Genomic DNA, 13,506 nt, shown 5'->3' with positions numbered 1-13,506 from the left:
CCGGATCAAGCGGAACCCATTGGCCGCGAAACTGCACGAGCCGCTCGCCGCGGGCGACCAGCTCCCGAAACTCCGCTTCGCTGAGGTCCGTATCGCCAATGGACACGCGCCAATCGAATTCGATTAGCGCGTCGAGACCGAAGAAGGACCGGCTGCCGCCAGCGCGCTCGGCTTGTCCTTCGCCTGGGCGCACCTTCGCGCGCAGACGCGGCTTCTTGCGGCTCGCCTCCTCCCACCAGGCTGGCAGCAGCACCTGCCAGCCTGCGGCCAGAAGTCGCTGGCTATCCGCTGTTAGGAATCGCCAAGCGTCGTCGCCTGACAGCGGTGCGCTCATTACATCAGAGGGGCTGCCGGCCAGTCGGTCCGCCGGCAGGCTCGCACGCAGATGCGAGAGCCAAGTCGCGGAGCGCTCGTGCACGTGAGGCGTCCACCCGAAAGGCCACGTCCCTACGGCTTCCCCGTTAGTCGTCAGCCGAACCGGCACGAGCTTTGCCGGTTCGAGCTTGTCCTGCAGCAGAAGCGCGAGGCGCCAGCTGGCGGCTTCAGCTTCCTCCGGCTCCAGCAGCTGCAGGAGCGGCCGGAACGGCAGCGTGTCTGCCTTCCAGCCTGTAGCGACAAGCCAGCCTCGCTCGTCGAGGCCCGCGACCGCCGCATCGCGGTCTCGGGAGAACAGCAGCGGGAAGTCGCGGCGCAGGTCGCCGGCGGCTTCCTCCGTGCCGTAATGGCGATGAAATACCGACGCGGAGAACGCGGCGCCAAGGCCGGTTAAAAAGGCGGCGTCTGCGCGTTCCGTGCCTTGGTATTCATCATCCCGGCCGTCGGGCAAGTCCCTATCTCCTTCATCGTCCGGTCCGCCATACTGGCCGCCGGCCTCGAGGGTTCGCATCGCCCGGCGCGACTTTGCATCGAGCTCCAATGCGTCCCATGTCCACCGCAGCTTTCCGGCCTTGTAAGCCTCGAAGCTCGGGATGAATTTCCGCTCCGCGACGCCTTGCTCCAGCGCCGGCGCGAGCGAGGCAAGCAGCGCGGCATCTCCTTCGAGCCGCCAGGCCACATGCTTCGGCAGTAATTCGGAATTAGCGAAAAACGGTATGACCATTTCCGCCGGCAGCACGACGAGCTCCAGCTCGTCCCGCAGCTTCTCGATCTCGAGCTCCGTGCCATAGAAAGAAGGCTCGTGCCACGCAAACAGCCTCTGCTTGACGAGTAAACCCGGCGCGTAGCCGGATGAGTCCGCGCCGTAGATCAGCGCGTCGCCCTGTTCGGTCAGACTCACTTGAATCGTTAACGTATCGGCATACGCGTTCATGATAGCAGACCTCCTTTGCGTAGTTCTTCCTGCAGCGCCCGAAGCCGGCTATTCCGGCTTGCGAACGCAGAGATGAACTGTTCCCACCTCTCGTCCTTCTTCAACCGCGAGTACAGCTTGGCTAGCCGCTTCAGCAGCTTCGCCGCCGCTTTGTAGCCGTCGCGGTTCTTCTGCAGCACGTATCGTTCTACCGCCTGATGGTAGAAGGGCAGCAGCAGCTCCGGCGCTTCCTTCTCGATCGGTTTCAGTGCGGTCACGCGGAACGACAGCGGCTCCTCGCCCATGCACATCTGAAGGTCGATCCACCGTTCCCACCTCCCATGCGCCGCCAGTGCGTCCTCGTAAATGGTTCGCGAGAACGGCATCATCTCCTGAAGCGTTCGCCACATCAACGGCTCCGCTTCCGGTAGCCGCGCTACGACATTTGCCCAATAGTCGCCATAAGACGCCAGGTCCTCACTACGGGAGCCGACGAGCAGTGTTCCGGTCTCCGCAAGCCAGTCGCGCAGCCGGGCCCATTGCTCCGAGCGCTCGAGGAAGCCGAGCAGCAGCGCGAGATGCTCGGGCTTCAGCATCAGCTTGATTCCTTCCCTGGCGAGCATTGCAAGTGCCTCCGCGTCGCGCGCCAGGTAAAGCAGAAGCAGACACTGCGCAATTGTCCAAGGCAGCCGAGACAAGGTCGAACCCAGCTCCGCTTCCGCTGATCGAAGCTGCAATAGCTCCTTCTCATAGAGCGCCGCGCTTCCGGCAGAGCCCGGGCCCAGCCAGTGCAGCCATAGTGAAGCGTAAAGCGGCGCGAAGCAGCCGAGCGTCTTATCCTCGGTCAGCATTCGCTCCCGGAGAAAATCCGCCGTCTCCATCAACCGGTCCCAGTATGCGGAGCTGTCGTCAGCAAGCGCGAGCTTGTCCCCGAGCAGGGCTCGCGCCTGGCTGCACAGTCCCTCCAGCGCGAGCTTCGTATGGTAGCCGATAAATAGGCCCGATGGACGCGAGTCCGTCTGAGCCGGCTTGACCATCCGTTCCAGCACGAACAGCAGAGCATGAAGCGTGAACAACTGCTCCAGCGCCAAGGGCAGCATCGGCCGCATGGCCTGCAGGTCAGCGAGCAGCTCGCTGGCTTCTTGTGCTGTACGTACGTGCAAGTGCACCGCTCCGCGGCGTTCCTGGAACCGTTCGTGCCACTTATTAACGGGGAGCTCGGTCAGCTCCTTTTCCGTCAAGGTCGGCCTGACAGGCTGAGGTGAAGTCTTTTCGGAACCTGCTCGAGGTCCGCCGCTTCCGCCGTCCTGCTTGCCGCTAGCCGCTAAGTTTTTCAAGGCGCTGCGCGCGTTGGCGAGCGCCTGGATCGGCCGGCCGCACAACTCCGCGTAGCGCATCAGCGTTGCGGCCATATGGGTGCAAGCACCGTTCGCGGAGCAAGCGCATTCGCTTGCCGCAAGGTCGTCCAGATCCACGGCAACGTCATACATCCGGTTATCCTTGACGCGCGCATCCACGTGCACGCCGTCATCGCGGAGCGCCAGCTCCTCGACCCGTCCTTGTTTATAATATTGAAATCCCCGTATAATCGTTAATTCGTCGAAGCGCGCGGCAACGCCATCCAGCAGCTGCCTCCAAGCGCTGTCATCCAGCATGTAGTCCATATCCATAATCCGTTGACTCCCGGTTACGCCGTCATGTATTTTAAAAAACTTCGTTTTCTATTATATCAGCTATTCCGCCCGCGGGGCTCTAACAACTCCGACATTACTTCAAATGTCTGCACCCCTGGTCTATGCCTATATAGGCAAATGGAATTGGATGAATGCCTCTGAGGCAAATACCCAAGCATCATCTCTCCCCGCACATATTGTAATGTATACTCCAGACGTAAGGAGGTGTTGTGAATCATGTCAGGATTTGGCCATGGCAATCATGTTGGTGGAATTCTTGTACTGTTCATCTTGCTGGTGATTATCGTCTGCGGATGTGGCTTTGTTGGCGGCTGGGGCGGCGGTTACGGCCCACAAGTTGGCGGCGTAGGCACAGGTAAAGGGTACTACTAATCGTAAATATACAACAAGCATAAAAGACCTCCTTTTCGGAGGTCTTTTATGCTTGTTATGGTATTCTTCAAAAATCGAAAATTTATCGTTTACCGCCATGACTAGTCAGTGTTCGAGCAGAGTGTTCATTTATGGAGCCTTCCTCTAACAGGTACGAAGGGTATTTCCTATCCAGCATCAGAATAACATGCTCAATCAATCCCTCCTCCAGTACAGAAGCCGTCCTTTGCTTTAACCCTTCAAGCGTTTGCTTAATGAAATCCAACGATTGTTTGTTCATCGAAAATCCCCCCGTTTATTTAATGGAATATCCCAAACAAAAAAACACTTGCTCCATGGACTACCAAAAAGGAGCAAGTGTTCAACAAGACCTGGATGCAGGCTGGCATCAAAAGAATGAAACGATTCTGACAGTTCAGATTGGTTCTCTTCTTCTCAAAATGCAAAATGAATAGTTAGTGCTGCGTTGAAGGCTGCTTCTTTTTCAAGATATACCCTCTATTACGAAGTTTGAATCACCAATAACCCTCATAACGGCGTTCTTGCTGCCGGTAATGGCTAAAGGATGGATTGCGGCGGCGGCTGAACGCTATTATTTTTATTCCTTAGGTTCGCCTGATTGAAGCTGCTCCAGAAGCTTCTGCGTATCAATATCCGGTTCGGGATAAGAAAGGTCCAACTTCTCCATGGCGTTTAAAATAATCCGGAGCACCAAGTAGTCGCGGAACCATCTTTCATTGGCCGGAACAATATGCCACGGAGCGTGATTGGTTGCCGTGTGCCGGAAGGCATCTTCGTATGCGTCAATGTAGGAATCCCAGTAATGCCGCTCGCTCAGATCGCTTGCATCGAATTTCCATAGCTTCTCCGGGTTGCTCAGTCGTTCGCGGATTTTCTCCAGTTGAAATTCAGGGGAAATATGCAAGAAAATTTTGATCAGCAGCACGCCATTGTTTGTTAGAAGCTTCTCGAAATGCCGGATATGCTTCATCCGGGTTGCTGCTTCCTCATCCTGTATCATGCCATGCACCCGGGTTATGAGCACATCCTCGTAATAAGAACGGTTAAATGCGGTAATATAGCCTTTGGCAGGGACAACCTTATGCGTTCTCCATAAGAAGTCATGAGCAGACTCTTCCGTAGTCGGCTTCTTAAAGCTTTCCGCTCGAAAACCTTGAGGATTCAGGTTGGAAAGTACTTTCTTGATGACGCCGTCCTTCCCGCTGCAATCCATTCCCTGGAACAAAACGAGCACGCCATTGGTCTTGGAGGCAAACAACTTGTCCTGCAGATTGCGGAGCTTCCGCTCCATATGTTCAAACTCATCTTGAATGTCTTCTTTACTTGCAAAGCCGCCCGTATCGTTCGGATCGAAACGGCTCAGACCACGCTTGTCTGCTTTAGTCAGCCGATAGTTTTTCAACATGGGAAACCCCTCCTCAGGCATTTCTTTAAGTCTCGTCAACTATTCGAGACGGCCGTATCAAAACCCTTCAATTCGACAAACTTTCCCCATAACGCTAATAATAAAAAAACGGCAGCCATCAGCTGTCGTTTTGATGCTTTTATGGTTATTAGACTGTCTCTTATGTGTCCATTCCATCCGGACCGTCAACGATGTCGATTACACCGACAGCGATTACGGAGACTGCTGCCGCTTTACCCAGTTTCTTGGCGCCCTCTTTTATCAGCTGCTTATCATTTTCCTTAATGCCTGTCACAACTTCTTTTCCGCTTTCGACGACGTATTCGATCCCTTGGCCAGCTCCTCTGACAGTAGTCGCAACCGCATCTCCAAGATCTTGGAGTCCGCTCTTCGCCTGCTGCTTATCCGACGTTATCAGGCCAGCGCCAACATCCCATACGCCGCTCGCCGCTTGACCGGCCAGCTCGCCTGTTTTCGCCGTCACTCTTTCCACGTCATTGCCGATTTCTTTCACGTAATCGCTATGAACAAGTTCCCCGGCAACGCGCACGGTACCACCAAGAACTCTGCCCGTGAAATCGCCCGCCAGCTTTCCGATGCCTTTCAGCAAATCCATAAGAACACCTCCTTATCTTAATCTATTCCGCAATCCGATGAATGACGAACTTCCAGCTATTTTAATTCAAGATATCCTGTTTCGTAAAGACGAAGAACGAAACGGCCAGGGAAGCAATTCCCCAGCAGGCTAAAATGATAAGCGAGAAGCCAAGCGTCATGCCCGTGATCGGCGGCGGCGAGCCCTCCAAATAATCGGTCAGCCGAAGATTGACGGAGAAAATAAACTTCGCGCTGTGCCAGGAAGAAGTCATATTCGATAAGAGAGTTCCGGAAATAACGGCCGCCATCATCGTCACGATGCTCGCGGCCGTGCTGCGCACGAGCACGGACACCATCAGCGAGAGCAAGGCCACCGACATGGCCGACACCCAGATCAGCCCGGCTTCCATCAGCAGATAGAGCCATTGCGGAATCGCGTGCACGAAGCTGCTCTCGACCGAAGAACCTTTGATGACGAATCCCGTAAATACAGGCATATCCCATCCTGTGTAGCCGAAGACCGCGCCAGAAATAAGATAACAAAGGACGGCGCTGACCACAATGATTAAGGATACGTAGAGGCTGAGCGCCAGGAGTTTGCTAAGCAGGATCTTCCATCTGCGCACGGGCCGTGTCAGCAGCATCTTGATTGTTCCTGCCGTACTTTCGCCCGATACGAGGTCGGAAGCGAGGGCAAGCACGAGCAGCGGGAAGAAAAGCGTAACCGCGTTCGACAGAAAGCTTCGAGTGAACGTGACGCCGTCCGGCGAATTCGGATTGACGTCGTGATCCAGGTAATACTGAAGCTGCTGCACGGCGATCCGCCGCGAGCGCTTCCATTCTTCCGGTATCCTGTCGCTGGAAAGTATGTTTTGGTATTCGCTGATTTGCTGCACGAGTTGATTGCGCCAATCTTTGAAATTCTTCTTATTCGTTTCGTTGATGCGAAACTGGGCGTAAGTAAAGATCGGAATGAGAATCAGCAGTACGAGCACGATGACGAAAAACCGCTTTTTCTTCCAGATCTTGAGCGTCTCGTTTTGAATGAGCGGGAGCAGTCTATCCAATGCTTTCACCTTCCGTCATCCGTAAAAATAATTGCTCCAGCGTTGGCGCGATGCTGTGTACCGACACGATGCCGATGCCGGCTCTTACCGCCTTCTCGACCAGAGACGAGATCCGGTCCGGGCTCATCGCCGTGATGAGTGCTTCCTTCATCCCCGCGAGCAAGCTTTCGTCAATCCGGTGCTCGTGCTCTTGCACGAGCTCGACGCCGCCCTCGCCCGCGAGCAGGCGCCGCCCTTCCTCCGGCTGTTCGAATTGCCAGACGACGTAATTGTCAGCGTCGTGGATTAACTCCTCTACCGTTCCAACGGCAAGCACCTTGCCGTGGCTGATGATTGCCACGCGGTCGCACATCAGCTGAATCTCGCTCAGCAGATGGCTCGATATAAACAGGCTGAAGCCTTGATTGGCCAGCATGCGGACGAATTCACGCAGCTCCTTGATGCCTTTCGGATCAAGCCCGTTAGTCGGCTCGTCGAGGATGAGCAGCTTCGGCCGGCCGAGCAGCGCCTGCGCGATGCCAAGCCGTTGGCGCATGCCCAGCGAGTAGGTTTTTACTTTATCATGAATTCGATCGTCGAGGCCTACGATGGCAGCGACCTCGCGAATGCGTTCGTTATCAATGCCGCGCTGCATGCGCGCGAAATGCTCGAGATTTTCCCAGCCGGTCAGGTAGGAATAGGCTTCGGGATTTTCGACAATGCAGCCGACTTGGCGCAGCGCGGCTTCGGGATGGCGGCTGATGTCTTCGCCGCAGATCCGTATCTCGCCGGAAGACGGCTTGATCAAATCGACGAGCATGCGGATCATCGTCGTTTTCCCGGCGCCGTTCGGCCCGAGAAACCCGAAGATTTCCCCGGCGCGGACTTCGAACGTGACGTCCTTGATAATCGGCTTGCCGCCGATTTGCTTCTTGACGTTGCGAACAAGCAGCACGGCGTCTTGAGGAGCGGACTGCCCGGCCTCCTGTTTTGCTAGTTGCATGCGCGTTACCTCCTATTCCATAGACTGTGAGATGCGGACTGCGATTTGCGCGTACCCGTCGTGATTGGGATGAAAATGATCCGACGACAGGTACCGGCCAATTGCATTCTCGAACAGATCAAACGTCGGGACCATCGTCATATTGGGGTATTGGTGAAGCAGCGCGTAAGCCCGGTCGTTCCACTGCTGGATTTGGAGCGAGCCGCTCCGATATTCCGGTATATCGTAAAACGGGTTGTACAAGCCGACGTAGACGACCTGCGCATTGGGATTGATCGCATGGAGCCGTTTCACGATCCGCGCCAGCCGGTTTAAGCCCTGTGGCAGCTCGGCCTTCAGCTTATCCAGGTTTAATTCGCCCACCGTCTTCCCCCTACTCGTGCCCGAGGCGATCTTGAACAGATCGTTCCCGCCGATCGTGAAGACGATAATATTCGCTTGCTTAAGCGCAAAGCTGTAGCCCTTATCGGTTTCAAGCAGTTGTGCGAGCCGATTGGTCTTCAGTCCATTGACGGCCAAATTGTTGTTGAGACGGACGGACGTGTCCGGGTATTTCTGCTTCATCAGCTCGACGAGCTGCTTGACGTAGCCTTCGCCAGACGCGTCGCCGGTTCCTTTCGTCAACGAGTCACCGATGGCCGTAATGGCAATGCCCTTGCCTTCGCTCAGCTTTCCTCCTGCCGGCAGCGCCGGTTCGTTTGCTCTTCCCTCGAACGACTCACCCTTCGGATAAAGCATGTCCTTGACGGCGAATCCAAACCCCGCGACTAACAGCAGGGTCGACAAAATCGCGGAAATGCCGATAATTTTCCATAAGTTTCCGGAGGATAACGGTCTCATCTCGGTAGTCTCCCCTCGCTTGTTTGCACATAGAACACTAACTATTTATTCGACAAGAACTCAGCAACCTCGGCCAGACGCGTAGCGAAGCCCCATTCGTTGTCGTACCATGCTGCGACGGACAATAGCTCTCCTTCCACATGCGTGAGCGGCAGATCGATGATTGACGTATGCGGGTCTCCAACGATGCGCGACGATGCCCATTCTCCTTCGAGGACGTCCATGACGCCCTTCAGGGCACCTTCTCGCGAGGCCCGGCGGAACATGTCATTCACTTCCTGCACCGAACAAGGCTTCTCCGTGATCAAATTGAGCTCGGCGATGCTTCCCGTGCGGGTCGGAACGCGGTACGCTTTCCCCGTGATCTGCAAGTCGGGCCAGATGAACTTGAGCGCCTTTGCCGCGCCGGACGAAGAAGGGATGATGTTCTCGGCCGCCGCCCAGGAGTCACGGCGGTCTCGCATCGGCTGATCGGTCAGCGATTGCGTGTTGGTATAGGAATGCACCGTAGAGAACAGACCGAATTTGATCCCGTAGTTTTCTTTGACCAGCTTGACGACGGCAGCCAAAGCATTAGTCGTGCAGCTGGCCATGCTGATAATCCGGTGCTTGTCGGGATCGAAGCTGTCGAGGTTTATACCTTTGAGCAGCACCGCGTCGCAATCGTCGAGTGATTTGCTCGGACCGCTAATCAGAACGCGCTTCGCACCGCGGTCCAGATGTACTTGAGCTACGGATCGAACGACTGCGCGGCCCGTGCAATCGACGACGAGATCCACGCCGAGCGACTTCCAGTCCGGCACTTCCTTAGAGGAATTAATATATAGAATTTCCCGCCCGCCAATAACCATCGCGCCTTCTTTGGCGGATACGTCTTCGTGCCAACGCTTATAGTTGGAATCCACTTCAAACAGAGCGGCTAGCGTGCCTTCGTCCTTGATATCGGATATCGAGACCGGAACGAAGAGCTTGTCCCCAAGCGCGACGCGCAGTAATTGTCTACCGATGCGTCCAAATCCGAAAATCGCAATCTTACCCATTTTTCACAGCCTCCATTTACCTCATCATTGTATGTTTATCGGGCATAGTGTACGCAGTTTGTCCACTATAAGAAATCTCTCTTTTGTATTATTTAACTAAATGCCATTTTGTAAAACAGCTCATGTAAAAGTCTTTTGTTCATTTGCTCGACAGGACACAAACAGGGCTGCCTCTATTTGAGGCAGCCCTGTCCTTATTCATGCGTTATAAAGAATTTCTCAGAATCTTTCTGACATCCTCTTTTGTGAGAGGAACATAATTGCCAATTTGCTCGGCGAGCATAGCTCTTTCCGTCATCAGCTCAATTTCCTTGTCATCAATTCCATAGTCCGACAGCTTTGTCGGCGCTCCAATCGATTTCCAGAATTCCCGGAGAGATTGGATCGTTTCAGCCGCGAGCTCGGCATCCGTTTTTCCTGCCCGGTTCAAACCGAATACGCGAACACCAAGCTGCGCGACTTTCTCCGATCGTACCGATGCGACATGTTCCATCCAATGCGGAGCAATGATCGCGATTCCGCCGCCGTGAGGAATGTCATGGACAGCAGATACGGCATGTTCGATAAGATGCGTCGCCCAGTCCGGATTGACGCCCATGCCAGTTAGTCCGTTTAAGGCCAATGTTCCGTTTAATAACATGACTTCGCGATACTCGTAGTTATTCAGGTCGTTCACGAGCTTAGGCGCCGTCTCGATGACCGTGCTAAGAATCGCTTCGCCGATTCTTTCCTGAAGAGGCGCATTGCTCGAAGCATGGAAATACTGTTCGAAGACATGGGCCATAATATCCACGCTGCCGTATACCGTTTGGTCCCGAGGCACGGAGAACGTAAGCTCCGGATCTAGGATACTGAATCTTGGAAGCACGTGATTGGAATTGAAAAAGGCTTTCGTATTCGTATCCCAATCCGTAATAACGGAATTTCCGTTCATCTCCGATCCCGTTCCCGCAATAGTTAGAACCGTGCCGATCGGTACTGAATTAGACGGTGCTTTTGCTTTGCTGGTTATGATATCCCATACGTCCCCATCGTAAGGCACGCCTGCCGCGATGGCTTTCGCACTATCAATAACGCTTCCACCGCCGACCGCAAGAATAAAATCAAGTTGATTTTCTCTAATGAGATTAATCCCTTTATTGACCGTCGTGAGCCGTGGATTCGGTTCAACGCCGGCTAGCTCAATGACAGTAGCATCGATTTCTTTCAATTCACGGATCACTTTATCGTATAAACCGCTTTTTTTAATGCTGCCGCCGCCGTAAACCAGCAAAACGCGGTTGCCGTATGCCGGAAGTTCATTTTTTAAGCTGCTTACCTGACCTTTTCCAAACAAAATCTTCGTCTGATTATGAAATTCAAAGTTGTCCATTTTATTTTACCTCTCTCGATTTATATTTTTTGTTTCGTACTAATTCGTTTTTCAGCAGTTTTTTTCATAGATAACGGTTGTGAATAAACCACCTCCTCAAAATGATATCTACACATTGCAAATTATAGATTCGTTAAACCAAAAAAAATTAACAGTTTGCAAACTGTCGATATGATGACTTTTAGAAAAACTGAATTCGGAAGTGAATTCAGTTTTCCGTATGGTTACTATGATTATTTTTGAAGGAACCGGCCGATATCATTAATCGCATCTTCATTCCTTCTGTAGTAGGTCCACTTCCCAGAACGCGTAGCATGGACCAGTCCTGCTCGCTGAAGCATGGAGAGATATTGCGAAGCAGTAGATTGATTCATGTTTAATTTTTCGGTAATTTGACTAACGCATACCCCAACTTTAACAAGATCAATCCCTTCCTGGGGGTGAAAATGGGTTGTTGGATCTTTCAGCCATTCTAAAATTTGAATCCGCGCTTCATTGGAAAGTGCCTTGAAAATTTCAATTGGGTTGGTCATGTCGCTTATTATATATTACAGTTTTGCAATATGTCAAACTGTTTGTCGCGTGAGCTTTCATGGCAATTCATACCTAGAGACGTAAGCTGATTTTTCTCTCATGCTTGTCTTTCTTCAGCGAAACAATCGCTCTCCAGTCACCGTTCATTGGAAGATAAACCTTGGTTTTATATTCTCCCAATGCGCTTCTCTCCATTTGCGCTTTCATTTTATGATTCATTCCTTGCATCGACATGGACATATTTATTCGAACAAGGTCGACATCTACCAGGCTGCCGGTTGAATCTTTAATCGTCAACTTGTATGCATGGGCTGTGGTGTCGCCGGTGTTTGGAGTGTCCTCCATCGAAACAGTCAGATCATCCAGGAATGGGCTTGAAGATGGCTTTGATCCAAGACTGCAACCTGCCATCAGGATCATCATCATAGCGATGATTGCCGTTGTCGTCCATTTCATTCGTTTATCCTTCATCGTCATTATACCGTTGGCTAATCATGTCAGCATGAATCATTTAAGTTAACCCCTTACTTCTCGTGATGACATTAGTCTAGCACGACGACCATCTTCAATAAAGGGCATTAGGAATGAAAGCCATGTCGATAATTTGAACGGATGCCTGAATTAAAACGTGCTTTCTTTATGCGTGTCCGGGCACCAGCGCGCGGCACGGTATTGCTTAATCAACACGTCTACCGCCCTATCGGTGCGTATAGCCGTCAGCGCTTCGAAAGAGTAAGCTCTCGTATACCGGTCTTGGCTTTGCAGGCCGGATTCAAGCCCATTGATAACGAGATCCGCGTCCCCGTATTTTCCGATTCGCAGTAAGGATAATGCCGCTGTATAGGCTATTTTATTCGTTATATATTCTTGATTGTGCACGTAAGCGCTTGTGCTGATATCCCCCTTACCGGCGGATTCCCGGGCAACCGCGTCCTCGAGGGTCCGAACCAATGCGGGTACCGTCTCGTCCGGCTCGGCGATCATTCCGAGCGCTTCGACGGCATTGCGTCTCACCCATTCGCTTGCGTCATTCAACGTGATAATTAAAGAGGGAACCGCGGAGGCAGCTGTAGATCCCAGCATCCCCAGCACGAATGCGGCCAGAGCCCTTTTATTCTCGTCTTGATGAGCAAGCAGTTGAACCAGACCGGGAATGGCCTCCTCGCCGGAAGCTTGAAGCCCATAAGCTGCCCGCTGTGCCGTTAACCTGGATCCTTCTCCAACTTCCTTCAATAACGCCGCTGTGGCTGAATCCCCTATATGACCAAGCGCATAGACGGCATTTAGTGCCGCATTTTCCGAAGAATCGCTTATAAGCTGCTTCAACATAGGAACGGCAGCCGCTGCGGCTTTACCGGCGATGCCAAGCTTGTCGGCTGCCTGGCTTCGAACGACTTCATCCCCGCTGGACAATGCCTCGATTAAAGCCGGCACCTCTATATCATCGCGGGCAGCGGCCCTCGCCTTGTTCCCTTCTCCCTTAAGCCAATGCCAAACATCGTTCCATAAATTCAAGTGCGCATCCGCCGCGTTAGAAGGAAAAACAGGTTCAGCGTTGGTATGATTCCAGCTTGGCGACTTGGGCTCGGATAAACGGACAAATTGGAACTTAAGCATGTAACGGTCTAAATGGGACGTGTTCAGGGATGCCTTATGCCATAGATCAAAGTGCACGAGAGCGATCGTACCGGCCTTTCCTGTCGGCAGCAGCGTAGATTGGTTTGGGAATTTCTCATTGTATTGGGAGCCGGGCATAATCGCCGTCGGGCCCATTTCTTCCGTAATATCCTGCGTGTAGTAGAACATCATGACCCACCATGGACGATGACTGCGCATAGAGGACCAGAAGCCGTCTTTATGCCACTCTCCGCCTCCCGGCTTTCCGTTACCCGGCTGATTGAAATGCATATGGCGATGCGGGTGCATATAATAGTCAGCTCCCAGGACGCTAGTCAACGCGCCTTTCGTTACCGGCGTCTCAAAGAACTTCTGGATGTCCGGTACGCGAGGCAAAATATTATTGCCGGGATTTCCTTCATTTTGCAGGACAAAGTCGATTTGATTCATCACGCTTCGATGCAGCTCTTCCGGCAAATCGTTCTGAAGGACAAGATATCCGTTCGTAATAAACTGAATCATTTGCTCGTCATTCAACAAAGTTAACGCATTCGACATGGTTGGCAGCCCCTTCATTAACAAGTATTTGTGATATATTTAATGTACCTGGGGCCGCCCGATTTGTATTTAGCTTACAGTCAGCTTGTTGCACAATAGTCAGGTGAATTTGAATGATT

The 13,506-nt window shown here is 52.8% G+C and carries 14 protein-coding genes; 1 reads left to right on the top strand and 13 read right to left on the bottom strand.

Going from position 1 to position 13,506, the window contains the following annotated elements:
* Both PGL01S_RS20015 and PGL01S_RS20010 read right to left on the bottom strand, forming a co-directional pair.
* On the bottom strand, window positions 1–1,309 hold a 1,309-nt coding region (locus PGL01S_RS20015), incomplete at its 3' end, for an SNF2 helicase-associated domain-containing protein (RefSeq protein WP_174806581.1).
* Window positions 1,306–2,958, bottom strand: a complete 1,653-nt coding sequence (locus PGL01S_RS20010) for an SWIM zinc finger family protein (protein WP_127496345.1) — start codon at window positions 2,956–2,958, stop codon at window positions 1,306–1,308. The genes PGL01S_RS20015 and PGL01S_RS20010, both read right to left, overlap by 4 nt.
* A gap of 240 nt (window positions 2,959–3,198) precedes the next feature.
* On the opposite strand from PGL01S_RS20010, the gene PGL01S_RS30915 reads away from it, so the two are divergent.
* Window positions 3,199–3,354, top strand: a complete 156-nt coding sequence (locus PGL01S_RS30915; RefSeq protein ID WP_164775527.1) for a hypothetical protein — start codon at window positions 3,199–3,201, stop codon at window positions 3,352–3,354.
* 82 nt (window positions 3,355–3,436) lie between these two features.
* On the opposite strand, the gene PGL01S_RS20005 is transcribed toward PGL01S_RS30915, so the two are convergent.
* The 11 genes from PGL01S_RS20005 to PGL01S_RS19955 all read right to left on the bottom strand — a co-directional run bounded on the left by PGL01S_RS20005 (window position 3,437) and on the right by PGL01S_RS19955 (window position 13,387).
* On the bottom strand, window positions 3,437–3,634 hold the full coding sequence (locus PGL01S_RS20005; protein WP_127496344.1) for a hypothetical protein: 198 nt from the start codon (window positions 3,632–3,634) through the stop codon (window positions 3,437–3,439).
* A gap of 318 nt (window positions 3,635–3,952) precedes the next feature.
* Window positions 3,953–4,780, bottom strand: a complete 828-nt coding sequence (locus PGL01S_RS20000) for a PPK2 family polyphosphate kinase (protein ID WP_127496343.1) — start codon at window positions 4,778–4,780, stop codon at window positions 3,953–3,955.
* A 160-nt stretch (window positions 4,781–4,940) separates the two neighbouring features.
* A complete protein-coding gene (locus PGL01S_RS19995) occupies window positions 4,941–5,396 on the bottom strand; it encodes a hypothetical protein (RefSeq protein ID WP_127496342.1) in 456 nt (151 codons plus the stop codon).
* 61 nt (window positions 5,397–5,457) lie between these two features.
* Window positions 5,458–6,444, bottom strand: coding sequence for a DUF2705 family protein (locus PGL01S_RS19990; RefSeq protein ID WP_127496350.1), 987 nt, complete (start codon window positions 6,442–6,444; stop codon window positions 5,458–5,460).
* Window positions 6,437–7,426 (bottom strand): ABC transporter ATP-binding protein, encoded by a 990-nt coding sequence (locus tag PGL01S_RS19985; RefSeq protein WP_127496341.1) that lies wholly within the window; start codon window positions 7,424–7,426, stop codon window positions 6,437–6,439. The genes PGL01S_RS19990 and PGL01S_RS19985 overlap by 8 nt, the downstream gene beginning before the upstream one ends.
* A gap of 12 nt (window positions 7,427–7,438) precedes the next feature.
* Window positions 7,439–8,266: a GDSL-type esterase/lipase family protein gene (locus tag PGL01S_RS19980; RefSeq protein ID WP_127496340.1), complete on the bottom strand. Its 828-nt coding sequence runs from the start codon at window positions 8,264–8,266 to the stop codon at window positions 7,439–7,441.
* A gap of 41 nt (window positions 8,267–8,307) precedes the next feature.
* The gene (locus tag PGL01S_RS19975; protein ID WP_127496339.1) at window positions 8,308–9,306 is read right to left on the bottom strand and encodes a type I glyceraldehyde-3-phosphate dehydrogenase; all 999 of its coding nucleotides are present in this window, start codon (window positions 9,304–9,306) and stop codon (window positions 8,308–8,310) included.
* Between the two features lie 205 nt (window positions 9,307–9,511).
* Complete coding sequence (locus tag PGL01S_RS19970; RefSeq protein WP_127496338.1) at window positions 9,512–10,678, bottom strand: iron-containing alcohol dehydrogenase; 1,167 nt, start codon at window positions 10,676–10,678, stop codon at window positions 9,512–9,514.
* Window positions 10,679–10,911: 233 nt separating this feature from the next.
* A complete protein-coding gene (locus tag PGL01S_RS19965; RefSeq protein WP_127496337.1) occupies window positions 10,912–11,211 on the bottom strand; it encodes an ArsR/SmtB family transcription factor in 300 nt (99 codons plus the stop codon).
* Between the two features lie 73 nt (window positions 11,212–11,284).
* Entirely contained in the window at window positions 11,285–11,668 is a 384-nt protein-coding gene (locus tag PGL01S_RS19960) for a FixH family protein (protein WP_164775526.1), read from the bottom strand.
* Between the two features lie 165 nt (window positions 11,669–11,833).
* On the bottom strand, window positions 11,834–13,387 hold the full coding sequence (locus PGL01S_RS19955; RefSeq protein ID WP_127496335.1) for a HEAT repeat domain-containing protein: 1,554 nt from the start codon (window positions 13,385–13,387) through the stop codon (window positions 11,834–11,836).
* Window positions 13,388–13,506: the final 119 nt, after the last annotated feature.

The sequence above is a fragment of the Paenibacillus glycanilyticus NBRC 16618 genome, from assembly GCF_004000805.1.
Taxonomy (GTDB): domain Bacteria; phylum Bacillota; class Bacilli; order Paenibacillales; family Paenibacillaceae; genus Pristimantibacillus; species Pristimantibacillus glycanilyticus.
Note: the sequence above shows the minus strand (reverse complement) of the source record. Positions and strands in the feature narration are given on the sequence as shown.